Raw genomic sequence first — 21,449 nt, forward strand, 5'->3', positions numbered from 1 at the left:
TCCCTGACTCAGGTTTCAACCACATGGGGCGGCGTCACCTGCTCCATCAGGGCGTTGTCCCATGCGCCGTCCACCACGAAGTGGGCCGTGGCACCCAGCAGGGCCGCCTCGATCAGGTTGTGGTTGACGTAGGCGTAGACGCCCGGCTGCAGGAAGGTGTACATCGCGGCCCCTGCGCTGCCGCCGCGGATGAACCAGGTCTCCTGATCCTTTTGCGGAGGGTTGGCGAATTTGCCGTTCTCCCAGACATGGTCGCCATGACCGCCGATCAGGTGCGGACGGCTGTCGCGGTTGGCCTGATTGTGGACCATCAGAACCGTGTCGCCGACCTTGGCCTTGAAGGCGTTCTCACCCGTCAGAGCCCCGACGGAGCCGTTGAAGACGGAGTGGGTCGGCGTGAGCGTCCGCATCGCCTCGACGCTGTCGGCGAAGTCCTCACCGGCGACTTCGTAGGTCTTGTAATCACCGTTCTCGTCCATCGGCAGGTAGAAGTCCTGCTCGCCGATATAGGCGATCGTGTCGTAGCGCAGCGGGTTGCCCTCGGCATCCTTGAGCCCGTCGCGCGGCAGCACCATCAGCGTGCCGTTCATGCCGTGGGTGACGTGGTAGGGGATCATCGCCCCACCCGGCGCGCAGTGATAGGTGAACACGCCCGGCCGCGTCGCCTTGAAGCGCAGCACCGTTTCCTCGCCGGGATAAACGTGGGTCAGGCCACCGCCGCCCAGAGCGCCCGAGGAGGCGTGGAAGTCGATATTGTGCTCCATCTGCGACGCGGCGGGGTTGCTCAGGGTCAGTTCGACATAGTCGTCCTGATGCACGATGATCAGCGGGCCGGGAACCGAGCCGTTATAGGTCAGCGCCCAGATGCTGGCGCCGGTATCCTCGTCCACCGTCAGCAGGACCTCGCGGGTCTCCATCCGGATCTCGACGATCTTCGGACCACCGGTCGCGACCTGCTCGTGCTTGGGCGCGAAGGGAGGTGCCACCAGCTCCTGCCGGACGCGGGTATAGCCCGACAGGTCCACCTTGGGCGCGGCCACCTGCGCCTCGGCTTCGGCAAGGATGAATTTCGGCGCGGCAGGGCGCGGCGCGACATGGGGTGCCATACGCTTCGACGCGGTTCCGGCCATCCCGGCCCCCGCGGTCATCGCCGCGGCACCTGCCAGGAGCGAGCCGCGCAGCACATTGCGGCGGTTGGTTTTCACGAGAGCTGGATTGACATATTTCGGCATTTTAGCCTCCACTGGTTAAACGTAGCAGGAAGTTGTCGCGCGTTTCCTGCCGCGGACGCTCACAGCGCGCCCAATTCCTCTTCAAAGCGTTCCTTGGCTTTCTTCGGCACGCGGCCTTCGAAGAAATTGTCGGGGGTGGTTGCGTCGCCCACCGCGATCACCATCACCATGCCCATCGCGTAATGCGGCTTGCAGCGCACGGCGTAGAGCCCCTCGGTGTCGAGCGTCACTTCGACCTCTCTATTGACCTTGCCGGTGAACCCCTCGGCCCCGTCCGGGATCATCCCGTCGATGCTTTCGGCGTTGTGCCCCTTGTCGGTCGGGATGAAGCGGATCGTATCGCCGGGAGCGGCTTTCACGAGGGCGGGCTCAAAGACCATCACGCCCTTTTCGCCTTTGTTGAGCATGTGAACCTCGTGGGTCTCGGCGCTCGCCGCGCCGCTCAGAAGAGCGGTCATCGCGAGGGCGGAAATCAGGGTGCGGATCATCTTTTCGTCCTTTCGTGGATCCTTGGATTGCCCCCTGTCTAACGAGCTTCGGCCCGCGGCTTTTTGTTCTGGCGCAAACTTCTCGGCGCTTTCTCACAACGTCGCGAGAATTTTTGACGGCGCGCTCGCGACCGCGTGATGTTTGATATTGAACGCGCCGGGAGGCCTATGCTTAGAGAGGACATGAGCGCGCCTACCCCCCGCAAGACGATGCCCAGGCTCGACGAGAGTCTGCTGACGCCGATGCCGCCTTTCTCCCGTCTGGAGAAACGGCAGATTCGCGAGATTCTCGACCTCGCCAGCGTGCGCCGCTTCGACGAGGGCGTGGCGGTCTTCGAGGAAGGCGCTCCGGCAGAGCGGTTCTACATGCTGCTCGACGGCTATATCCGGGTGATGCGGATCACGCCCACGGGCGAGCAGGTGATCGCGCTGCATATCCCTTCGGGGCAGCTCTTCGGGATCGCGCAGGCGCTTGGGCGCACGACCTATCCCGCGACCTCCGTCACCGCCTCGGAGGCGATCGTGCTCGGCTGGCCGATGCGGCTCTGGGATCAGTTCGTGGCGCAATATGACGGCTTCGCGACCGAGACCTACAAGACCGTCGGCCAGCGCCTCGGCGAGATAAACAATCGCATCGTCGAGATGGCGACCCAGCAGGTCGAGCAGCGGGTGGCCAATTCGCTCCTGCGCCTGATCAATCAGACCGGGCGGAAGGTGGAGGCCGGGATCGAGATCGACTTCCCGATCACCCGGCAGGATCTCTCGGAGATGACCGCGACCACGCTTCACACGGTTTCGCGGCTATTGAGCGCGTGGGAGAAGCAGGGGCTGGTCGCCAGCCGCCGCAAGCGGATCACCGTCACCGATCCGCACCGGTTGGTGCTGATTTGCCGGGGCGAGGCGCCGCCGTCTCGATAGACGCCGCAATCGCCGCGTCCAGCTCGGCGATGAAGTCGTCGAGATCCAGCCGATACTCGGTGCAGGCATCGTCGATCGTGTGGAACGGGTTCACGAGGCAGCCCACACAGAGCATCTTGTGACGCATGAACACCTCTATCGTGGCAGGCCAGTCGCGCATCAGCGCGTCGAGCGTGGCATCGGGGTTTTTCCAGCTGGCTTTTGACATGGCGGGACCTCTCTGCCGACCACGCTAATCCCGGCAATCCAGTCAAACGTTGTGCTGGCGCAAACTTCCCAACTGCGAACGCCGCTATCCCTCGGGCCATCGACTGACCCCCAAGGGAGGCCCAAATGGCTGAAATCCTGACCAAGTCGCGGGCGCGAAACATCTTTTACGGAGGATCCATTTTCTTCGTGCTGGTGTTCATCGCACTGACCGCGCAGAGCCACTTCTATATCGTGAACCACTCGACCGCCTCCGCGCCGCTGACCGAACAGATCGCACGCGGCAAAGGCGTCTGGGAACGCAATTCCTGCATCAACTGCCACACCCTGCATGGCGAGGGCGCCTATTTCGCGCCCGAGGTCGGCAACGTGATGACCCGCTGGGGCGTCGCCGACGATCCGCAGGGCGCCTACGAGACGCTCGACGCCTGGATCGCGGCGCAGCCCTCCGGAATCGAGGGCCGCCGCCAGATGCCGCATTTCGACATCAACGAAGAGGACATGCGTGCGCTCGCGGAATTCCTCCGCTGGGCCGATCACACCGACACGCAGGGCTGGCCGCCCAATGATGCGGGCTGAGGAGAGACACCGATGAAATACCAATCCCAATCCGTGGCGAAAGCCTATTTCTACTGCGCGATGCTGCTGTTCGGCGTACAGGTTCTGGGCGGTCTTCTGGCCGGCTGGATCTATGTCTCGCCCAACACGCTCTCCGAGATCCTGCCCTTCAACGTGATCCGGATGATTCACACCAATGCGCTGATCGTCTGGCTGCTGCTGGGCTTCTTCGGTGCGGCCTATTTTCTCGTGCCCGAGGAAAGCGAGCGCGAGATTTTCTCGGTCAAGCTCGCCTATCTGCAACTCGCGATCCTGATGATCGGGACGCTGGGCGCGGTCGGCTCCTATCTCGTCGGCATCCATGGCGGGCGCGAGTTCCTCGAACAGCCCCTCTGGGTGAAGTTCGGCATCCTCGTCGCCGCCGTGATCTTCCTGATCAACATCTCGCTGACGGTGCTGGCGGGTCGCAAGACCGCGATCACCAATGTGCTGCTGATGGGTCTGTGGCTGCTGTGCCTGCTGTGGATCTTCGCCTTCATTAACCCCGACAACCTGTCGCTCGACAAGATGTATTGGTGGATGGTCGTGCACCTCTGGGTCGAGGCGACCTGGGAGCTGGTGATGGCCGCGATCCTCGGCTTCCTGATGCTTAAACTGACCGGCGTGGACCGCGAGGTGGTCGAGAAATGGCTCTATGTCATCGTCGCCACCGCGCTGTTCTCCGGCATCCTCGGGACCGGGCACCACTTCTACTGGATCGGCACGCCAGGCTACTGGCAGTGGGTGGGCTCGATCTTCTCGACCTTCGAGGTGATCCCGTTCTTCCTGATGATGTCGTTTGCCTTCGTGATGGTCTGGAAAGGCCGCAAGAACCACCCCAACAAGGCAGCACTCCTGTGGTCGCTGGGCTCATCGACCGTGGCCTTCTTCGGCGCGGGCGTCTGGGGCTTCCTGCACACGCTGCACGGGGTGAACTTCTACTCCCACGGCACGCAGATCACCGCCGCGCACGGGCACCTCGCCTTCTACGGGGCCTATGTCGCGCTCAACCTCGCGGTCTTCACCTATGCGATGCCGATGCTGCGCGGGCGCGATCCCTACAACCAAGTGCTCAACATGGGCGCGTTCTGGCTGATGACCGGCGGCATGGCCTTCATGACCTTCGTGCTGACCTTCGCAGGCACGATCCAGACCCACATGCAGCGGGTCGTGGGCGACTACTACATGGATGTGCAAGACAGCCTGTCGATCTTCTACCTGATGCGCTTCGGCGCAGGGGCGGCGGTCGTGCTCGGGGCGCTTCTGTTCATCTACTCCCTCGTCGTGGTGCGTCGGCGTGAAGTCATCGCACCCGGTCCCGCAACCCCCGTGGCAGGAGAATGACGATGTCCCTCGACATGACCAACGACCGCATCCCCTACTACCACCCCACCGGTCGCGAATGCGCCCTGTTCGAGCGCGCCCATGACAACGGTTTGCCCCTTCTTCTGAAGGGGCCGACCGGCTGCGGCAAAACCCGCTTCGTCGAGCATATGGCGGCGCGGCTGAACAAGCCGGTCTACACCGTCGCCTGCCATGACGACCTGTCGGCGGCGGACCTGATCGGGCGCTACCTGCTGAAGGGCGGCGAGACCGAATGGGTCGACGGGCCGCTCACCCGCGCCGTGCGCGAAGGCGCGATCTGCTATCTCGACGAGGTGGTGGAGGCGCGCAAGGACGTGACCGTGGTGCTGCACCCCCTCACCGACTCGCGCCGCCGCCTGATCATCGACCGCACCGGCGAGGAGCTGGTGGCCCCCGAAGGCTTCATGCTCGTGGCCTCCTACAACCCGGGCTATCAGAGCGTGCTCAAACGGCTCAAACCCTCGACCCGACAGCGGTTCCTGTCGATCGCCTTCGACTTCCCCGAACCCGAGGCGGAGACCCGCGTGATCACCGCCGAGACCGGCCTGCCGGTGGCGCAGGTGGTGCCGCTGGTGCGCCTCGCCGGGCATATCCGCAAGCTCTCGGGCATGGATCTCGAGGAAGGCGTCTCGACCCGACTTCTGGTCTATGCCGCGCGGCTGATCGGCGCGGGCATCGCGATCGAGGAAGCGCTGGAGACCGCCGTGGTCCAGGCGCTCAGCGACGAGCCGGATGTGCAGCAGGCGCTGCGCGACCTGATCGCCACGATCTACGGCTGAGGAGCACGCCATGAAACTGATGGACCTGATGGAGCCCGAGGAAACCGTAGGCGAGATCTGGCACGATCTGGCCAAGGATATCGGTCAGGACGACCGCCATCCCGACGCCGCGGTCGCGCTGGCCACGCTGCGCCCCTCGCTCGGGCTGCTGCTGCGCGCGCTTGGCGGCGGTGCGGATGTCGAGATCGTCGAGGCCCCGGCCACCCCGGTCCGTCACCGCCAACCCGTCCGGCGCCGCCTTGGCGCCGGGCGCGAGACCGAGCGCGTCGCGCGTTTCGACGGCGCGCGGCTGCGCCTGCCGCCGGTAATGGATACCTTCCCCCGGCCCGATCTCAACCGTGCCGCCTATTTCTGGCTGACCGCGCTGGCGGCGCTCAGCCGCGACGCGATGCCCGAGCTGCCCGAGGCGGACGGCCCGGCGATGGACTGCGCGCAGATCCGCGCCAATGCGCGGGCCTGCGATCTGGCCTATCGCCGCTGCATCGGCCTGCGCGCGCCCTACCGTGAGATGGCGGCGCTCACCCTCGCAGGTCGACGCCGATTGTCGCGCCCGGCGGCCGAGGCCGCGCTGGAAACGGCACTTTGCGACCAGCTCTCCGCCGACGGCACCCCCGCAGCACTGCCCGAGACGGCGGAGAGCGCGCGCGGTTACATGCCGCTCGCCCCGGTGCCGATCTGGCTGCGCTTCGCCCCCAACACCGCAGGCCGCAGCGCCGCCTTGGAAGAGGCCGATGCACCCGCCTCCGCCCCGACCGCGATGGCCAGCACGCAGCGCAAGCATGGCGAGCGCCGCGACCTCGATCAGGCGCGCCGCCGCGACAGCTTCATCATCCACCGCTTCGAGTCGATCCTGTCCTGGGTCGAGGCGCTCAACGTCAATCGCTCGGTCGACGATGATGATGAGGACAACGCCGCCAAGGCCGCCGAGGATCAGGACCAGATCACCCTGACCCGCCACGATCGCAAAGCCGCGACGCGACTGCGGCTGCATCTCGACCTCTCGCCCGCCGAGGCGGAGCACGAGGCGCTGGCAGGCGCGCATGTCTACCCCGAATGGAACCACCGCAACCGCGCCTATATGGAGGGCCATTGCCGGGTGCTCGACGCGCCCGCGCGCCCCGAGGCCAAGCAGAGTTTCCGCGCCGATCCGCGCTATATCCGCGCCGTGCGCCGCCAGTTCGAGGCGCTGCAACCGCGCCGCATCCTGCGCCCGCGCCAGATCGACGGAACCGAGCTGGACCTCGACGCCCTCATCGCCAGCCGTGCCGATCTGGCCGCGACCGGGCGGGGCAGCGACCGGATCTGGCAAAGCCTGCGCAAGGTGGAACGCGACCTCGCCGTCGCCTTCCTGATCGACACCTCGCGCTCCACCGAGGCCGCGATCGGCGAAAGCTGCGTGATCGACATCGCACGCGAGGCGATGTCCGCGCTGGCCGAGGGGCTGGATGCGGCGGGCGACCGTTTCGCGATCTGGGGATTTTCCTCGCTCCGCCGCGACCGGGTGTTCCTGACGCGGGTGAAAGGCTTCGACGCCCCGATGACGCCGCCGATCCACGCCAATATCGCCGCGCTGCGCCCGGGCCATTACACGCGCCTCGGGGCCGCGATCCGCCACGTCTCGGCACAGCTCGCGCAGGAGAGCGCCAGCCGCAAACTGCTGATCGTGCTGACCGACGGCAAGCCCAACGATCTGGACCATTACGAAGGCCAGCACGGCATCGAGGACAGCCACATGGCCGTGCGCGAGGCCCGCCGCGCGGGCCAGAGCCTGCACGGCGTCATCATCGACGAGGACGGGCAGGACTGGTTCGCACGGATATTCGGGCGCGGCGGCTTCACGCTGCTGCCCCGGCCCGAGAGGCTGCTGCGCGCCCTACCCGACATCTACCGCTCGCTCACACAGGAGACCTGACATGCGCAAACTGACCCTTCTTCTCGTCCTCGCCCCGCTCACCGCACAGGCGGCAAGCTTCGATCGCCCGATCCCGCAGGCGCAATCGGCCACAGCCGAGTTCTGGTTCGCGCTGGCGGCGCTCGCGCTCGTCGCGGCACTGGCGGTGGTGGCGCGGGTGGTCGCCCGGCGATGAGCGCGCGCTGGTCCCCCGCCCGGATTGCGCTGATGCTCTACCCGTTCGGCTGGGGCGCCTTCGCGGTCAACGTGTTCTTCGCCTCGCTCATCGGATCGTGGCTCGGACTGCCGGTCGCGACGCCGGTCGTCTCGCTGGGTCTGGGCGCGGTGGTCGCCGTGCCTGCGACCTACGCTTTCGCATGTCACATCCGGCGGCTGATGGACGCCGCCGAGAGCTGAAAGGAGCCGATCATGGCCCTATCTTCCGCAGAACAAATGCGCCGCTGGCACGGCCCGGCGCTGCTGTCGGGCGGCTTTCGCCCGTTCTTCTTTTTCGGCGCCGTCTGGGCTGCGCTGGCGATGGCGCTTTGGGTGCCGGCACTGACTGGGCTGATCGAGCTGCCGACGCGGCTCGACCCGGTCAGCTGGCACGCCCATGCCTTCCTCTTCGGCTATCTCGGCGCGGCGATTGCGGGCTTTCTGCTGACGGCGGTTCCGAACTGGACCGGGCGGTTGCCGGTCGTGGGCTGGCCGCTCCTCGGCCTCGTCACGCTCTGGGCGCTCGGGCGGCTGGGGCTGCTGGTCTCGGCGCACCTTCCCTTCGCACTGGTCGCGAGCGTCGATCTCGCCTTCCCGCTCGCGCTTGGCGGCGTCGTGCTGCGTGAGATCGTGGCAGGGAAGAACTGGCGCAACCTGCCGGTTCTGGGATTGCTGAGCATCTTCACCCTCGCGGACCTTCTGTTCCTGATCGAAGCCGCGCGCGGCGGCTATGCCGCCGACGGCATCGGGATGCGGCTCGGCCTTGCCGCGGTGCTGATGATGGTCGCGCTGATCGGGGGGCGGATCATCCCCTCCTTCACGCGCAACTGGCTGGTCAAGGAGAACCACCCGGCGCGCCCTGCCCCGCCGATGCAGCGCTTCGACAAGATCGCCATGGTCGCTGCGGGTGCGGCGCTGCTGGCTTGGGTTGCGCTGCCCGAGGCGCGACTGACCGCGGCGCTGCTGCTGGCGACCGGGCTGCTGCATCTCGCGCGGCTCTGGCGCTGGAAAGGCGGGCTGACGCTACGCGCGCCGATCCTGTTCGTGCTGCATCTGGCCTATGTCTGCCTGCCGCTCGGGGCGCTGGCGCTTGGGGTTGCGATCCTGTTCCCCGCCGCCCTCACCCCCGCGACCGCGCTGCATCTGTGGACGGCGGGCGCGCTTGGCGGGATGACGCTGGCGGTGATGAGCCGTGCCTCGCTCGGCCATACAGGCCGCCCGTTGGAGGCCAGCCCCGGAACCGTCGCGGTCTATGCCGCCCTCTTCGTCGCAATGGTCGCGCGGCTCCTCGCGGGATGGCTTGGCCTGAGCGCGCTTTATTCGGTCTCCGGCGTGGCTTGGTGCGCGGCTTTCCTCGGCTTCGCTATCCTCTATGCTCCGGTGCTGTGGCAACCCAGACGGAGGGCGCAATGATGTGGCTGGCTTATGGCGGGGTGTTCGCGGCCTTCCTCGCGACGCATTCGATCCCGACGCGTCCGTCGGTGAAGGCGCGGCTGGTGGCGGCGCTCGGCGCGTCCGGTTTCACCCTTGGCTATTCGCTTCTGTCGACGGCGATGCTGCTGATCCTGATCCGCGCCGCCGCATGGCCGGACCCGATCTACCTCTGGCCCACCACCCTTTGGGCGATTGAGGCGACGCGGGCCGGGATGGCGCTGGTTTGCATCTGGTTTGCCGTCGCGCTCGGCCACCCGAACCCGTTCTCCTTCGGCGGCAGTCGCCGCGAGGAGTTCGACCCCGAGCGCCCCGGCCTCGTGCGCCTCACGCGCCACCCGATGCTGCTGGGCCTCGCGAGCTGGGCCGGGCTGCACCTGATGCCGAATGGCGATCTGGCGCATGTGCTGCTGTTCGGGGCGCTCGGAGGCTTCGCGCTGCTCGGCATGCGCCTGATCGACCGCAAGCGCCGCCGGGAGATGGGGCCGGAGGTCTGGACCCAGACGCTGCGCCGGACGAAAGCGGCGTCCCCCTTCGCGGGCCTCACGCTGGCCGATCTCGGGCGTGCGGCGCTTGGCCTCGTGGCCTACTTGGCGCTGCTGCATCTGCATGAGTATTTCGCTGGTGTCGCCTTGGTGTAGCGGGCGCGCGTTTCGAAAGCCTCGAGGATGACCGTGAAGGCTGACACGCCCCATCAGTTTCCATGACGGGAAGCGGACATTCGTTGCGCTTGGCACTGCCGTCCGGTTCGGGCTGTCAGCTGATAGTCAAACTATAAGTGCGGCCAGCCGATACGCGTTGCGCGCTGGACGAGAGTCTGTCGGCGTATTCCAGAACGCAGCAACGTCTTGGATCAGATACATAAAGAGTATTGATCGCTTCGAGAAGAACTCTCGCTGGGCTTGCGGGGCGTGATCTGCAGTAGTATCTCACATGAGCCGAGAAGATTTCGAGGCCGGTGTGGTTATTCCGGCCCTCTGTCAAACAGAGATCCAGTCGCACCAGTCTGCGAACCCGCGGCATCGACCTATCATTGGTCGGTGTCGGGGGAGTTGCGTCTGCCCCGTCCGACCACAACTTGGAAAAGACGGAAATGAAACGAAAGACTCTCATTCTTGCGCAATTACTGATCACCTTCATGATGGCTTTCCTGATGTCTGGCACCATGTCCCTCATCGCCATTGGGCCGACTGCGGAATGGCTCGCGAACTGGCCGCGGCAGGCGCTCATCGCGTGGCCAATCGCCTTCATCTTCACGCAAGTCACCACCCCTTTGGCCTTCGCGTTGGCGAACCGTGCGACGGCAGAGAGAGCTTAGACTCAAGCTAAAAACATGCACCGGGGTTTTGGCGTCGGTGCATGAAACTCGGCCACTGTGCAGAGATCATTCAGACCAAACCAAGATTTCGGCGCACTTATGCGCGTAAAAGTTTGTGCGGCTAAAACCTCGGAAAGACCCGACCGTCCATCAACTTGCGCGCCGTGCGCACTGTGCCTGCATTGGTAACGCGTCCGGTCTCATCCTGTGCAATCAAAACCTCTGCCGCACCTGTAGGGTGTTCGATTCTGAAGCTGCCACCGGCAGGCAATATTGCGAGCTCCGCGGCTGGCGAGCCCTCCAACGTGCAAGCGGTCGCGACCGACACGGCCGCGAAAACCCCGATCGTCGCGTGGACGCGATGCGGGATTAGGCTGCGGGTCGAAATCGCGCCTCCTGTTCTGGGAGCGGAGACCAGCGTCATCTTCGGCACGGATTTCTCGGTGACATCACCAAGGTTCATCATCGGGCCAACTTCTCTGCGGATCGCCTCGATCCGCGCTTTAACCTCTTCCATCGCCTCAATCTCGTCGCGGCTTTCCTCGCCCGTCAGACCGAAATCGGAGGCGCGCATCACCACGACGGGCATTCCGTTGTCGATGAGAGTGCAATCGATGCCCTGCACCGTGTCACATGTGCGCCCCGTCGGCAGCAGCGCACCACACATCGAGCCCGCGAGCCCTTCGAACATCAGCGGCACCGGAGCGGCCGTGCCGGGCACGCCGTCGATCGCCGCATCACCTTCGTAGCGCACGCGACCGACCGGCGCCTGGATCGTCGCGACCGCCACTTCTCCGGTGTTCACCATGTGGATGCGCACCTGCGTCTCGCCGTCTGTCGCCGCAACCAATCCGCGCTCGATCGCGGCGGGCCCGACCCCTGCAAGGATATTGCCGCAGGCCTGAGCATCCGACACCAGCGCCTGATCGACAAAGACCTGCAGGAAAAGGTAATCGACATCGGCATCGTTGCGCGTGGACGGGGATAGCACCGCAACCTTCGAGGTCAGCGGATCGGCCCCGCCGATCCCGTCGATCTGGTTGGGATCGGGAGAGCCCATGATCCGCAGCAAGAGATCGTCGCGGGCCGCAGGATCAGAGGGAAGATCGGCGGCGAGGAAATAGGCGCCTTTCGACGTGCCGCCCCGCATCCACAGGCAGGGAATACCCTCGTCGTTCATACCTGTCTCCCTTCGACTTGGTCCAAATATCCCGGGGGTGAATTCGCGGAACGCGAAGAGGGGGCAGCGCCCCCGGCCCCGCTCAGACGTATTTCAGCCCCTTCGTCTCGAGCCGCGGCCGCATGTCGTAGATGTCGAGCCCGAGTTCGCCCGCGGCAAGCCGCTTGCGCTTGGCCTCTTCCGCATCGAGGCGCTTTTGCGTTGCGGCGAGGACGGCCTCGGCATCGGCGCGCTTGACGACGCAGACCCCGTCGTCATCGGCCACAACGATATCGCTCGCTTCAATCGTTTGTCCGGCGCAGACGATCGGGACGTTGACCGATCCGAGCGTCTCCTTGACGGTGCCCTGCGCGGAGATCGCCTTCGACCAGACCGGGAAATCCATTTCCTTGAGATCGCGCACATCCCGCACGCCACCGTCGATGATCAGCCCGCGACAGCCGCGCGCTTGCGCCGAAGTGGCCAGAAGATCGCCGAAATAGCCGTTATCGCAGGGCGAGGTCGGGGCCAGCACCAGCACATCGCCTGCCTGCAACTGCTCGATCGCGACATGTATCATCCAGTTGTCACCCGGCGGTGCGGAGATAGTGACTGCCGAGCCAGCGATGCGCGCGCCCGCATAGATCGGGCGCATATAGCTTTGCAAGCAGCCGATGCGGCCCTGCGCTTCGTGAACGGTAGCCACGCCAGCCTCGCCGAGCGCGTCGATGACCGCCTGATCGGCGCGGGCGATGTTCTGAACAACAACGGGCATTCGCCTCTCCTTATTTCTTGACCGGCGGGGTGCCGTGGGTGTGGAAGGTCTCGATCGTCTTGAGGCCCCAGGCCTGCCCCTTCTTGCGGTCGGCTTCGGTCCAGACGATTGGCTCCCAGTCAGGATCGAGGATCAGCCGCGCGCCGGCATTGGCGATCTCGACCCGGTTCCCAGCAGGCTCCCAGACATAGAGGAAGAACGTGTTCTGGATTGCGTGCTTATGTGGGCCGGTCTCGATATGGACACCGTTCTCGAGGAAGATATCGGCGGCGCGCAGGATGTCCTCGCGCTGATCGGCGGCATAGGTGACGTGGTGGAAACGGCCCCGTCCACCACCATGCTCCTCGGTGCAGGCAAGGTCGTAACCCTTGTTGTTCACGGTGAACCAGCAGCCACCGAGACGTCCGTTGTCGAGCTTGATCATCTCGGTCACGCGCGAGCCGAGACAGGTCTCCATGAAGCGCCGGAATTCGGTCACGTCCTCGGACAGCAGGTTCAGGTGATCGAGCCTGCGCGGCGCGGCGCCGGTATGGTGGAAGCGCGAAGCGTTGTTCTTCAGCGCCGGCTTGTCAGCTTCGCCGTGCTGGTATTTCACCGTGTCGAAATAGATCTCGAACACATGGCCGAACGGGTCTTCAAAGCGGAAAGCGCGCCCGTGGCTCAGATCTCCGTCGTTCCAGCCGATCACCTTGAAATCAGACGCCTCGATCGCGGCGACACGGCGTTCCAGCGCGGCCTGCGAACTGGCGCGATAGCCGATATGGCCGACGCCGGTCGTGTCCGACCGGGTGAGTTTCAGCGTCGCGAATTCGTAATCGTCCCAGGCGCGGAGATAGGCCGAGCTCTCGTCCCGTCCCGAGACTGTCAGCCCGTAAACCCGGGTGAAGAAATCGAGGCTCTCCTCGAACTTGTCGGTCAACATCTCGACATGGCCCAGATGGGCGATATCGTAACAGGGCTCTTGGGGTTGGCTCATCGTCTTCCTCCTCTCACGCCCGCCCGGCAAGGCCGCGGCGACGCGTGGCATTGATCCCGTCCCGGCCCGTGCACCCGGGCCGGGGCAAAAACTTCACAGCTCGTCGACCGGTCGCGGGAAGATCGATTGGAAGCCTTCGGCGTATTGGCAGTCGCGCCCGCCTGACATGCCGCCGGAATTTCGCTTGAAGTGGTTCGCACGTTGCTGGGCGACGCGGGTGTAATAGTCCCACAAATGGACCTGCCCGTTCATGCACTCCATCGCGGCGCGCTTCTTCTCCCAGACTGGGGTGATGTCGAGGAATGTGTCGGGCTTCCAGCCCATCTGCTCGGTCTGGTGCGGCTCAAACAGGTAAAGCTGCGGCGCGCCGAGCACCTTCTCGCCCGGATTGTGCCCCCAGGCCTGCGCGATCATCCGCGCCTCAAGCGCGATCTGCGTCGTATACATGTGGTCGGTGTTATAGGGGTCGTATTGCGAATGGCTCAGCATGAAGCGCGGCTGAACCTTCCGGATCACGTCCACCAGCTTCATCTTGTCGTCCTGGCTCAGATGCAGGGGATAGTCGCCCAGATCGAAGGTCACCAGCTCATGCACGCCAAGCGCCCTGGCCGCAGCATCCGCCTCCGCGTGGCGGATGTCCTTGACCTCCTGAAGCGATTTACCTTCCTTCCAGAGCCGCGCGCTTTCGCCGCGTTCGCCAAAGGAGAGGCAGGCGACCGTCACCTCGTAGCCCATCTCGGCATGCAGCGCGATTGCACCGCCGCAACGCCAGACGAAATCGGCGGCATGGGCGGAAATGACGAGGGCGGTTTTCTTCTCCGACATGGGAACCTCTCGAGAAATGCGTTGGCCCGAGATAAGGCGCGGCGGCGCGAAAATCGCAAATTGGAAAGCCTTGCCCGGGTATAAGCTAAGGCTATACTGACTTTGAATTCGGCCCCATTTGCGCGAGATATCCCCCAAGCAGGGAGGGCTTCGCGCATGAAGGAAAATTCGATGCAGGAAATCGCGGTGATCGGCTTCGGCGAGGCGGGCCGCGCATTCGCCACGGGTTGGGGGCGCAAAACCTGCGCGCGTGCAACCTGCTATGACCTCAAGCTCGATACGCCCGAGACCGCCGCACCGATCCGGGAGGCCGCCACGGCGCTCGGACTGCATCCGGCGGCGAACCGGGCAGAGGCGTTAGCCCATGCGCGAATGGTGTTTTGCCTCGTGACGGCGGATCAGGCGGTGACGGCGGCGCGGGAATGCGCTCCCTTTCTTTCGAACGGGGCGCTTTGGCTCGACTGCAATTCCTGCGCGCCCGAAAGCAAGCGCGCGGCGGCGGAGGTGATTGCCGAGGCCGGCGGCCTCTATGTCGATGTCGCGGTCATGTCGCCTGTTCATCCGAAGCTGCATCGCACGCCGCTCTTGCTTTCTGGCCCGGGTGCCACGGAAGCGATTTCCTGGCTCGGCAGGCTGGACATGGAAGCACGCCGGATCGACGATCAGGTCGGATCCGCGTCGTCGGCCAAGATGATCCGCTCGGTGATGATCAAGGGGTTGGAGGCGCTGACGGCGGAGTGCTTTCTCGCTGCACGTAAGGCGGGTGTCGCGGACGAAGTGCTTGGGTCGCTCATGGCATCCAACCCTGAAATGGAATGGGGCCGCCGCGCCGCCTATAACCTCGAACGGATGATGGAGCATGGCATTCGCCGCGCGGCGGAGATGCGCGAAGTGGTGCGCACACTCGACGGGCTGGGCCTTCCCTCAGACCTGACCGCGGCGGTATCCGAATGGCATGTTCGGATCGGCGAGATGGGGCTGAAAGGGCGCGACGGTGACCTCGACACCCGCGCGCGGGAGATCTTGGAGCGACTATGATCGACGCCAACCTTCGCCACCTTCGGGTGTTCCTCGCGGTTGCGGAAGGCGGCTCGATCACCCGCGCGGCGGAGCTCTGTCACGTCTCGCAGCCCGCCGTCACGCAGGCCATTGCCAAGCTTGAGGCGGAAGCGGGCACCGCGCTCTTCACCCGCACGACGCACGGGCTGTTCGCGACCGAGGCGGGCGAGGTGCTGCGCCACCGGACGGCGCGCGCGCTCGACGCGCTCGATACGCAACTGACCGAGTTCGCGCCGCGCCTGAAGCTCACCGCGACCCGCGCGCAATTGCAGGCGCTCATCGCGGCGGCGGAGGCGCAGAACTTCTCGCTCGCCGCGCGGCGCTTGGGCGTCTCCCAACCCACCGTCCATCGCGCGATCACCCAGCTCGAGAAGGAAGCGGGACGCGCGCTGTTTCAACGCAGCCCCTTCGGGATCGTGCCGACGCGCGGCTGCGCCAATCTTGCGCGCATCGCGCGGCTGGCCTTTGTCGAACTGGAGCAGGCCCGCGCGGAACTGGGAGATTTGAGTGGACGCGAGGTCGGCCAGATCGTGATCGGGGCCATGCCGCTTTCGCGCAGTCATGTCCTGCCGAAGGCCATCGTGGCCTTCCGGAAGACGCGCCCGAACATGGCGGTGAAGGTGCTTGAAGGGAGCTATGACGAGCTGCTCGGCGGTCTGCGCCGCGGCGAGATCGACTTCCTGATCGGCGCGCTGCGCGATCCGGCCCCGATCGGGGATATCGTGCAGGAAAAACTCTTCGACGACACGCTGGTCGTCCTGGCGGGGCGCGATCATCCGCTTCTCGGCCAACCGCTTCCCTCGGCGGACGAACTCGCCAATTGGCCCTGGCTCGTGACCCGCGAAGGCACGCCGACCCGCGCACAGTTCGAAGCCGTCTTTGCCGATGCCGGGGCGAGCCTGCCGCACGGGCTGATCGAGACCGGCTCGGTGATCTTGATGCGCGAAATGGTGCAGGACGGCCGCCACCTCGCTTGCGTCTCGCGCGCGCAAGCCGAGGGCGAGATCGAACGCGGGCTCGTCGAAGTCCTTACCGACAACTTCAGCGGCACTCGCCGCCCCATCGGGCTGACCCTTCGCGACGGCTGGGAACCTACGCCCGCGCAGGCGCAGATGCTGATGGCGGTCCGCTCGACCTGAGGCGGCTATAGCCTCCCCTTATGCCTGATCGGATCGTTTCTATTGGTCATGCCGGCCCGCTCGCGCGATGGAAGAGGCATGAAACGTGACGGGTGGAGGAGAGCCTCGCCACGTCCATCCACCGGGAGGAAATTATGACCATTCGCAGCAAAGTCGCGGCTTTGGCCCTGGGCGCAGCACTCGTTGCGGGCAGCGCATCGGCCGAGGAAATGAAATTCGCCAACTTTATGCCGGCGGGGCATCCCTATGTAGGCTCGACCTTCCAGCCCTTCGCGGATGAGGTCGCGGCCAAGACCGATGGCGACGTCACGGTGAAGCTCTACAATGGCGGCGAGCTGGGCGCGGGTCCGGTCGAGCAATATAGCCGTGTCGTCGATGGCGTCGCGGAATTCGCGGTGTCCCTGCCGGGCTATACCGCCTCGCAATTCCCGCTCACGCTACTGGCCGAGCTTCCGGGCGTTCTGGACGAGCAGACCGGCACTGCGGATCTCGACAAGCATCTCGATCTCTTCAGCTCCGAATATCGCCGCACCCATCTGGTGGCGCTGTGGTCGAGCGCGGAGAACCTGCTGTTCACCCGCGACAAGGCCGTGCGCAGCCCCGACGACCTCAAGGGGATGAAAATCCGCGTGCCCTCGCGCAACACCGGCCTGCTGGTCGAAGCCTGGGGTGGCACGCCGGTTTCGATGCCGGTCTCGGAAATCTACAACGCGATGCAGACCGGCGTGATCGACGGCGCGATGATCGACGGCACCGGCATCAACGCCTTCAAGCTCGGCGAAGTCGCCAATTACATCACGATGGGCATGAAGACGACGAACTCGCCCTTCTTCATCTTGATGAACCGTGACGCCTACGCCTCGCTCTCCGACGAGGACAAGGCCGCGATCGACGCCGCCGGCAAGGATGCCGCGATGCACGGTCAGCAAAGCCAGCTCGCCGTTGCGCAGAAGGGCATCGAGGGCTTCAAGAATACCGAGGGCAAGGAAGTGATCGAGCTGAGTGCGGATGAGGCAAAAGCCTTTGACGAGCTCTCGGCCGGTATCGTCTCCGACGTCGTCGAAAAGACCGGCGGCGACGCACAGAAAATCGTCGACACTCTGAAGGCGGACAAGTGAGCGCCACTTCCGAACATACGAAGCTCCCGGCCTGGTTGATATGGTTCAACCGGGCCAACCTCTTGCTGGCCACGCTGTCGGGAATGTTCCTGATGCTCGTGCTGGGGTTGGTCTTTGTCGGGGTCTTCACGCGCTATGCGCTTGCCATGCCGATCCTCGGGATCAACGAGGTGGTGCAGCTGGCCTCGGTGGGCGTGGTGATGCTCGCTCTGCCCTATTGCACCTCCTATGAGGGCCATGTTCGGGTCGACGTGCTCGACGGGGTGATTGGCCGCTGGGGCCGCTTTCTCGGCGACCTGATGTCGCGCGCGCTGTCGGCCTGGGTGCTGAGCGTGCTGGTGCAGCGGGCGTGGCTGAAGATGCTTGATGCGCGCGAATTCGGCGACACCACCAACATGCTCGGCATTCCGCTCTGGCCGTTCTACGCCTTCATCGCCGCCGGCATGACCCTCTGCGTGATCGTGCTTGCAGTGCAATTCCTCATCATCGCTATCGGAAAGGGCCGTCCATGACGCCTCTGGAAGCCGGTTTGACCGGGATCGGCGCGCTCTTCGTGCTGATGATCCTGCGCACGCCCGTCGCCTTTGCCATGCTGCTGGTGGGCTATTTCGGGCTGTGGATTCTCGAAGGGACCCGCGCGGCAGGCGCCGTGATGCTGACCGAGAGCTATTCGGCGGTCTCGAATTATAACCTGATCGTCGTGCCGATGTTCATCCTGCTGGGCAATATCGCCTCGGTCGCGGGGTTCTCGCGCGCGCTATACGACGCGGCCTTCGCATGGGTCGGACGGTTCAAGGGCGGGCTCGCCTCCTCCTCGGTGCTGGGCTGCGCAGTGTTCTCCGCGGTGTCGGGCTCGTCGGTCGCGACCGCCGTCACCATCGGCAAGGTCGCCCTGCCCGAGATGAAGCGTCTGGGCTACGGCGATGCGCTGTCCACCGGCGCGATCGCGGCGGGCGGCACTTTGGGTTTCCTGATCCCGCCTTCGACGGGCTTCGTCCTCTACGCGATCCTCACCGAGGAATCGATCGGGCGGCTGTTCATGGCGGGTATTCTGCCGGGGCTCCTGCTGATGGGGCTGTTCATGGGGACGATCTGGCTGATCGCGACGCTGAACCCCAAGGCCGGCCCGCGCGGCGAACCGGTATCCGCGGGCGAGAAGTTCCGTCTTTTGGTGCGTGCAGGCCCGCTGATGGGGATCATCGCGGTCTCTATCGGCGGCATCTACGCAGGCGTCTTCACCCCGGTCGAAGCCTCGGCCATCGGCGCGGGCCTCGTGCTGCTGCTGGCGATTGCGATGCGCGCGATCGACTGGACGGGCTTCAAATCCGCCGTGCTGGAGACGCTGAAGACCTCGGCGATGCTCTATATGATCGTGATCGGGGCGAATGTGCTGAACCCCTTCCTCGCGGTCACGCATATTCCGGAAACGCTGGGCAATGCGATGGTGGGGCTCGGTCTCGGGCCCTATGGGACTCTCGTCATGATCATCGCGGCCTATGTGGTGCTGGGCATGTTTCTCGACGGGCTGTCGATGCTGGTGGTGACGATCCCGATCGTCTTCCCGGTGATCCAGGAGCTGGGCTTCGACCCGATCTGGTTCGGCGTCGTTGCGGTAATCGTGATCGAGATGGGGATGATCACCCCGCCGGTCGGGCTCAATGTCTTCGTGGTGAAAGGGGTCGCGCAGGATGTGCCGATGACCACCGTCTTCAAAGGCGTGCTGCCCTTCCTCTTCGCGATGATCCTGGCACTTCTACTGATCATCATCTTCCCGCAAATCGCGACGCTGATTCCGGATTCGATGTTCGGGTGAAGCGATTTCCGGCAATCGTTACAGAAAAAACTAAATGCGGACATCGGTCTCGCGGGACATGAATGACAGCAAAGGGCCAACTGCGACGCTCTGACGCCGATGGGCGGGAAATGGAAATTCGCTACGCTTTACCGCAATGTCTGCTATGCGAAGCTGTCCGTTCAGATCAAACGCGCCGGAAATGGCATAGCGCGTCGATTTGCGGTTTTGTGTATCACCTCTGGGTGAGCTCAGAGACCTGCTCCCAAAACGCGTTGAAGTGCTTGGCGTGCGCGCCATGTCCGACACTTCCGAAGCGTGAGGCAAATTGATACGCGCGCCCGCAGCTTCAGCAGCGCCGATTATCGCCTCATCTTCAAAGCCGAAGATACGGCTTGTGGCGATGGCTTTCGGGTCGCCGGATGCGCGGGCGAATGACCCTCAAGAGAGCGCCCCGATCACCGCGAGCGATCGGAGAGCTCCTTCCTCGGGGACCGCGATCCACCCGGTCGTCAGGCGGATTTGCGAATGTCCTCAGCCCGCATCGCCAGCCAGTCTTCGAGCCAAAGCGTCGACACCGAGCCGGAGATGACGTCCGGCGCCATCAACAAGGCGGCATGAAGACTCGCTGTGGTCGGTTTCGGACCGATCTGAAGTTCGCCGAGCGCGCCTGCCAGCTTCGCCAAGGCGCCGTCGCGAGTACGGTCCCAAACGATGAGCTTTCCAAGGAGTGAATCGTAATAAGGAGGGATCGTGTCACCCTCGCAGACGCCGGTGTCGAAGCGCACGCCCGGCCCGCCCGGAACCTTTAAAGTTTCGAGAACACCGGGGGCGGGGAAGAAATTCTTGTCAGGATTCTCGGCGTTGATGCGAACTTCGATGGCATGACCGCGCGCGGTGATATCCTCTTGCTTGAGCGACAGCGGCTCGCCGCCCATAATCAGAAGCATCTCGCGCAGGAGATCGACGCCGGTGATCATCTCGGTGATCGGGTGCTCGACCTGGATGCGCGTATTCATCTCGATGAAATAGAACGCCTCTCGGTCCATGTCGTAGAGATATTCCAGCGTCCCTGCCCCGCGATAGGAAACGCCCTCGGCCAGGCGCACCGCAGCGGCGCAAAGATCGGCGCGCACCGCGTCCGGAAGGGCCACGGCGGGCGCTTCTTCCCAGACCTTCTGACGGCGGCGTTGGAGTGAGCATTCCCGCTCGAACAAATGGACCGCACGGGTGCCGTCGCCGAGAATCTGCACTTCGATATGACGCGCGTTGCGAATGAAGGCCTCGATATAGACCCCGTCATCGCCGAACCCGGCCCGTGCCTCGTTCATCGCCGTGGGGAGTGCGGCGATCAGCTCTTCTCGGGTATTGGCGATACGGATACCGCGCCCGCCACCGCCAGCGGCAGCCTTGATCATCACCGGGTAGCCGATCCGTTCAGCCACCTCGACCGCCGCGTCGAGACCGTCGACACGTCCGTCGCTGCCCGGGACCACTGGCACGCCTGCCTCGATCGCGGCGCTGCGCGCGTTCACCTTGTCGCCCATCCGCTCGATCGTGGCCGCGTCGGGGCCGCAGAATGTCACGCCCAACTCGCTTACGCGGCGGGCGAACTCGGCGCTCTCGGAGAGGAAGCCGTAACCGGGATGCACCGCATCCGCACCGCTCTCCGACACCGCTTTCAGGACCGCGTCGATGTCGAGATAGGACTTCGCCGCCTGCGCCGGGCCGATCACCATCACTTCGTCCGCCAGCCGGGCGGCCAGCATCTCGCGGTCGGCTTCCGACACGACCTGTACGGTGCGAATACCCAAATCTCGGGCTGCTCGGATGATGCGCACGGCGATCTCGCCGCGGTTCGCGATCAGAAGCTTCTTAATGCCGGAACCCTGCGACGTCATTCGGACACCTCGATCTCGCACAGCACATCGCCCGGCTCGATGCTTTCGCCATCGGGCGCTGCGTAACCCTTGAAGGTTCCCGCCACCTCGGCCTCGATCGGAATGTAGGACTTCATGACCTCCACGAGCGCGAGAGTATCCCCCACAGCCACGGCATCGCCGGGCGCCTTGAACGGCTCGGCTTCAGGCGAGGGGCGGTGAAAGACGAGCCCCGGAAGTGCAGCTTCGATTTGCGTGATGGCCATATCGGGCCTCCTGTTGGT

At 64.8% G+C, this 21,449-nt stretch carries 24 protein-coding genes; 15 read left to right on the top strand and 9 right to left on the bottom strand.

Annotated elements, in window-relative coordinates; translation table 11 throughout:
* Positions 1–8 precede the first annotated feature (8 nt).
* Together nirK and BMI88_RS13980 are read right to left on the bottom strand one after the other, a co-directional pair.
* Complete coding sequence (nirK, locus tag BMI88_RS13975; RefSeq protein ID WP_078549572.1) at positions 9–1,232, bottom strand: copper-containing nitrite reductase; 1,224 nt, start codon at positions 1,230–1,232, stop codon at positions 9–11.
* A gap of 59 nt (positions 1,233–1,291) precedes the next feature.
* Positions 1,292–1,720, bottom strand: coding sequence for a pseudoazurin (locus BMI88_RS13980; RefSeq protein ID WP_078549574.1), 429 nt, complete (start codon positions 1,718–1,720; stop codon positions 1,292–1,294).
* Positions 1,721–1,930: 210 nt separating this feature from the next.
* On the opposite strand from BMI88_RS13980, the gene BMI88_RS13985 reads away from it, so the two are divergent.
* Positions 1,931–2,638: a Crp/Fnr family transcriptional regulator gene (locus BMI88_RS13985; RefSeq protein WP_078549576.1), complete on the top strand. Its 708-nt coding sequence runs from the start codon at positions 1,931–1,933 to the stop codon at positions 2,636–2,638.
* On the opposite strand, the gene BMI88_RS13990 is transcribed toward BMI88_RS13985, so the two are convergent.
* Complete coding sequence (locus BMI88_RS13990; protein ID WP_078549578.1) at positions 2,580–2,846, bottom strand: DUF1858 domain-containing protein; 267 nt, start codon at positions 2,844–2,846, stop codon at positions 2,580–2,582. The genes BMI88_RS13985 and BMI88_RS13990 overlap by 59 nt on opposite strands.
* A gap of 125 nt (positions 2,847–2,971) precedes the next feature.
* On the opposite strand from BMI88_RS13990, the gene BMI88_RS13995 reads away from it, so the two are divergent.
* The 9 genes from BMI88_RS13995 (at position 2,972) to BMI88_RS14035 (ending at position 10,442) form a co-directional block, all read left to right on the top strand.
* Positions 2,972–3,424, top strand: a complete 453-nt coding sequence (locus BMI88_RS13995) for a cytochrome c (RefSeq protein WP_078549580.1) — start codon at positions 2,972–2,974, stop codon at positions 3,422–3,424.
* A 12-nt stretch (positions 3,425–3,436) separates the two neighbouring features.
* Complete coding sequence (locus BMI88_RS14000) at positions 3,437–4,786, top strand: cbb3-type cytochrome c oxidase subunit I (protein WP_078549583.1); 1,350 nt, start codon at positions 3,437–3,439, stop codon at positions 4,784–4,786.
* 2 nt (positions 4,787–4,788) lie between these two features.
* Positions 4,789–5,586 (top strand): CbbQ/NirQ/NorQ/GpvN family protein, encoded by a 798-nt coding sequence (locus BMI88_RS14005; RefSeq protein ID WP_078521628.1) that lies wholly within the window; start codon positions 4,789–4,791, stop codon positions 5,584–5,586.
* Between the two features lie 10 nt (positions 5,587–5,596).
* Positions 5,597–7,498: a VWA domain-containing protein gene (locus tag BMI88_RS14010; RefSeq protein WP_078549585.1), complete on the top strand. Its 1,902-nt coding sequence runs from the start codon at positions 5,597–5,599 to the stop codon at positions 7,496–7,498.
* A gap of 1 nt (position 7,499) precedes the next feature.
* Complete coding sequence (locus BMI88_RS14015) at positions 7,500–7,673, top strand: protein NnrT (RefSeq protein WP_078549588.1); 174 nt, start codon at positions 7,500–7,502, stop codon at positions 7,671–7,673.
* On the top strand, positions 7,670–7,894 hold the full coding sequence (locus BMI88_RS14020; protein WP_078549591.1) for an NnrT protein: 225 nt from the start codon (positions 7,670–7,672) through the stop codon (positions 7,892–7,894). The genes BMI88_RS14015 and BMI88_RS14020 overlap by 4 nt, the downstream gene beginning before the upstream one ends.
* Before the next feature lie 12 nt (positions 7,895–7,906).
* The gene (locus tag BMI88_RS14025; RefSeq protein ID WP_078549593.1) at positions 7,907–9,106 is read left to right on the top strand and encodes an NnrS family protein; all 1,200 of its coding nucleotides are present in this window, start codon (positions 7,907–7,909) and stop codon (positions 9,104–9,106) included.
* Positions 9,103–9,765 (top strand): NnrU family protein, encoded by a 663-nt coding sequence (locus BMI88_RS14030; protein ID WP_078549595.1) that lies wholly within the window; start codon positions 9,103–9,105, stop codon positions 9,763–9,765. The genes BMI88_RS14025 and BMI88_RS14030 overlap by 4 nt, the downstream gene beginning before the upstream one ends.
* A gap of 452 nt (positions 9,766–10,217) precedes the next feature.
* Complete coding sequence (locus BMI88_RS14035) at positions 10,218–10,442, top strand: DUF2798 domain-containing protein (protein ID WP_078549597.1); 225 nt, start codon at positions 10,218–10,220, stop codon at positions 10,440–10,442.
* A 121-nt stretch (positions 10,443–10,563) separates the two neighbouring features.
* Here BMI88_RS14035 and BMI88_RS14040 read toward each other — a convergent pair whose 3' ends face one another.
* The 4 genes from BMI88_RS14040 to BMI88_RS14055 all read right to left on the bottom strand — a co-directional run bounded on the left by BMI88_RS14040 (position 10,564) and on the right by BMI88_RS14055 (position 14,177).
* Positions 10,564–11,622: a 4-oxalomesaconate tautomerase gene (locus BMI88_RS14040; RefSeq protein WP_078549599.1), complete on the bottom strand. Its 1,059-nt coding sequence runs from the start codon at positions 11,620–11,622 to the stop codon at positions 10,564–10,566.
* A gap of 82 nt (positions 11,623–11,704) precedes the next feature.
* Positions 11,705–12,376, bottom strand: coding sequence for a 4-carboxy-4-hydroxy-2-oxoadipate aldolase/oxaloacetate decarboxylase (locus BMI88_RS14045; RefSeq protein WP_078549601.1), 672 nt, complete (start codon positions 12,374–12,376; stop codon positions 11,705–11,707).
* A gap of 10 nt (positions 12,377–12,386) precedes the next feature.
* Complete coding sequence (locus BMI88_RS14050) at positions 12,387–13,352, bottom strand: VOC family protein (RefSeq protein ID WP_078549603.1); 966 nt, start codon at positions 13,350–13,352, stop codon at positions 12,387–12,389.
* 93 nt (positions 13,353–13,445) lie between these two features.
* Positions 13,446–14,177 carry a PIG-L deacetylase family protein gene (locus tag BMI88_RS14055; RefSeq protein WP_078549605.1) on the bottom strand — a complete coding sequence of 244 codons (732 nt, stop codon included), beginning with the start codon at positions 14,175–14,177 and terminating at the stop codon, positions 13,446–13,448.
* A 156-nt stretch (positions 14,178–14,333) separates the two neighbouring features.
* Here BMI88_RS14055 and BMI88_RS14060 point away from each other — a divergent pair, with 156 nt between their 5' ends.
* The 5 genes from BMI88_RS14060 to BMI88_RS14080 all read left to right on the top strand — a co-directional run bounded on the left by BMI88_RS14060 (position 14,334) and on the right by BMI88_RS14080 (position 19,306).
* Positions 14,334–15,215, top strand: coding sequence for a DUF1932 domain-containing protein (locus BMI88_RS14060; RefSeq protein WP_210402032.1), 882 nt, complete (start codon positions 14,334–14,336; stop codon positions 15,213–15,215).
* Positions 15,212–16,375, top strand: a complete 1,164-nt coding sequence (locus BMI88_RS14065; protein ID WP_078549607.1) for a LysR family transcriptional regulator — start codon at positions 15,212–15,214, stop codon at positions 16,373–16,375. The genes BMI88_RS14060 and BMI88_RS14065 overlap by 4 nt, the downstream gene beginning before the upstream one ends.
* A gap of 134 nt (positions 16,376–16,509) precedes the next feature.
* Complete coding sequence (locus tag BMI88_RS14070; protein WP_078549608.1) at positions 16,510–17,493, top strand: TRAP transporter substrate-binding protein; 984 nt, start codon at positions 16,510–16,512, stop codon at positions 17,491–17,493.
* Complete coding sequence (locus tag BMI88_RS14075; protein WP_246831884.1) at positions 17,490–18,005, top strand: TRAP transporter small permease; 516 nt, start codon at positions 17,490–17,492, stop codon at positions 18,003–18,005. The genes BMI88_RS14070 and BMI88_RS14075 overlap by 4 nt, the downstream gene beginning before the upstream one ends.
* The gene (locus BMI88_RS14080; protein WP_078549610.1) at positions 18,002–19,306 is read left to right on the top strand and encodes a TRAP transporter large permease; all 1,305 of its coding nucleotides are present in this window, start codon (positions 18,002–18,004) and stop codon (positions 19,304–19,306) included. Before BMI88_RS14075 ends, BMI88_RS14080 begins: the two co-directional genes overlap by 4 nt.
* A 491-nt stretch (positions 19,307–19,797) precedes the next feature.
* On the opposite strand, the gene BMI88_RS14085 is transcribed toward BMI88_RS14080, so the two are convergent.
* Both BMI88_RS14085 and BMI88_RS14090 read right to left on the bottom strand, forming a co-directional pair.
* Positions 19,798–21,186, bottom strand: coding sequence for an acetyl-CoA carboxylase biotin carboxylase subunit (locus BMI88_RS14085; protein WP_078549612.1), 1,389 nt, complete (start codon positions 21,184–21,186; stop codon positions 19,798–19,800).
* Positions 21,183–21,431, bottom strand: coding sequence for a biotin/lipoyl-containing protein (locus BMI88_RS14090; RefSeq protein ID WP_246831885.1), 249 nt, complete (start codon positions 21,429–21,431; stop codon positions 21,183–21,185). The genes BMI88_RS14085 and BMI88_RS14090 overlap by 4 nt, the downstream gene beginning before the upstream one ends.
* Positions 21,432–21,449: the final 18 nt, after the last annotated feature.

It is taken from the genome of Thioclava sp. F36-6 (assembly GCF_002020305.1).
In the GTDB taxonomy this organism is placed as follows: domain Bacteria; phylum Pseudomonadota; class Alphaproteobacteria; order Rhodobacterales; family Rhodobacteraceae; genus Thioclava; species Thioclava sediminum.

What these genes read in the sequence shown, in the direction of transcription:
- nirK (WP_078549572.1), bottom strand. Translation starts at nt 1,232, where the DNA reads ATGCCGAAATATGTCAATCCAGCTCTCGTGAAAACCAACCGCCGCAAT.
- BMI88_RS13980 (WP_078549574.1), bottom strand. Translation starts at nt 1,720, where the DNA reads ATGATCCGCACCCTGATTTCCGCCCTCGCGATGACCGCTCTTCTGAGC.
- BMI88_RS13985 (WP_078549576.1), top strand. Translation starts at nt 1,931, where the DNA reads ATGCCCAGGCTCGACGAGAGTCTGCTGACGCCGATGCCGCCTTTCTCC.
- BMI88_RS13990 (WP_078549578.1), bottom strand. Translation starts at nt 2,846, where the DNA reads ATGTCAAAAGCCAGCTGGAAAAACCCCGATGCCACGCTCGACGCGCTG.
- BMI88_RS13995 (WP_078549580.1), top strand. Translation starts at nt 2,972, where the DNA reads ATGGCTGAAATCCTGACCAAGTCGCGGGCGCGAAACATCTTTTACGGA.
- BMI88_RS14000 (WP_078549583.1), top strand. Translation starts at nt 3,437, where the DNA reads ATGAAATACCAATCCCAATCCGTGGCGAAAGCCTATTTCTACTGCGCG.
- BMI88_RS14005 (WP_078521628.1), top strand. Translation starts at nt 4,789, where the DNA reads ATGTCCCTCGACATGACCAACGACCGCATCCCCTACTACCACCCCACC.
- BMI88_RS14010 (WP_078549585.1), top strand. Translation starts at nt 5,597, where the DNA reads ATGAAACTGATGGACCTGATGGAGCCCGAGGAAACCGTAGGCGAGATC.
- BMI88_RS14015 (WP_078549588.1), top strand. Translation starts at nt 7,500, where the DNA reads ATGCGCAAACTGACCCTTCTTCTCGTCCTCGCCCCGCTCACCGCACAG.
- BMI88_RS14020 (WP_078549591.1), top strand. Translation starts at nt 7,670, where the DNA reads ATGAGCGCGCGCTGGTCCCCCGCCCGGATTGCGCTGATGCTCTACCCG.
- BMI88_RS14025 (WP_078549593.1), top strand. Translation starts at nt 7,907, where the DNA reads ATGGCCCTATCTTCCGCAGAACAAATGCGCCGCTGGCACGGCCCGGCG.
- BMI88_RS14030 (WP_078549595.1), top strand. Translation starts at nt 9,103, where the DNA reads ATGATGTGGCTGGCTTATGGCGGGGTGTTCGCGGCCTTCCTCGCGACG.
- BMI88_RS14035 (WP_078549597.1), top strand. Translation starts at nt 10,218, where the DNA reads ATGAAACGAAAGACTCTCATTCTTGCGCAATTACTGATCACCTTCATG.
- BMI88_RS14040 (WP_078549599.1), bottom strand. Translation starts at nt 11,622, where the DNA reads ATGAACGACGAGGGTATTCCCTGCCTGTGGATGCGGGGCGGCACGTCG.
- BMI88_RS14045 (WP_078549601.1), bottom strand. Translation starts at nt 12,376, where the DNA reads ATGCCCGTTGTTGTTCAGAACATCGCCCGCGCCGATCAGGCGGTCATC.
- BMI88_RS14050 (WP_078549603.1), bottom strand. Translation starts at nt 13,352, where the DNA reads ATGAGCCAACCCCAAGAGCCCTGTTACGATATCGCCCATCTGGGCCAT.
- BMI88_RS14055 (WP_078549605.1), bottom strand. Translation starts at nt 14,177, where the DNA reads ATGTCGGAGAAGAAAACCGCCCTCGTCATTTCCGCCCATGCCGCCGAT.
- BMI88_RS14060 (WP_210402032.1), top strand. Translation starts at nt 14,334, where the DNA reads ATGAAGGAAAATTCGATGCAGGAAATCGCGGTGATCGGCTTCGGCGAG.
- BMI88_RS14065 (WP_078549607.1), top strand. Translation starts at nt 15,212, where the DNA reads ATGATCGACGCCAACCTTCGCCACCTTCGGGTGTTCCTCGCGGTTGCG.
- BMI88_RS14070 (WP_078549608.1), top strand. Translation starts at nt 16,510, where the DNA reads ATGACCATTCGCAGCAAAGTCGCGGCTTTGGCCCTGGGCGCAGCACTC.
- BMI88_RS14080 (WP_078549610.1), top strand. Translation starts at nt 18,002, where the DNA reads ATGACGCCTCTGGAAGCCGGTTTGACCGGGATCGGCGCGCTCTTCGTG.
- BMI88_RS14085 (WP_078549612.1), bottom strand. Translation starts at nt 21,186, where the DNA reads ATGACGTCGCAGGGTTCCGGCATTAAGAAGCTTCTGATCGCGAACCGC.
- BMI88_RS14090 (WP_246831885.1), bottom strand. Translation starts at nt 21,431, where the DNA reads ATGGCCATCACGCAAATCGAAGCTGCACTTCCGGGGCTCGTCTTTCAC.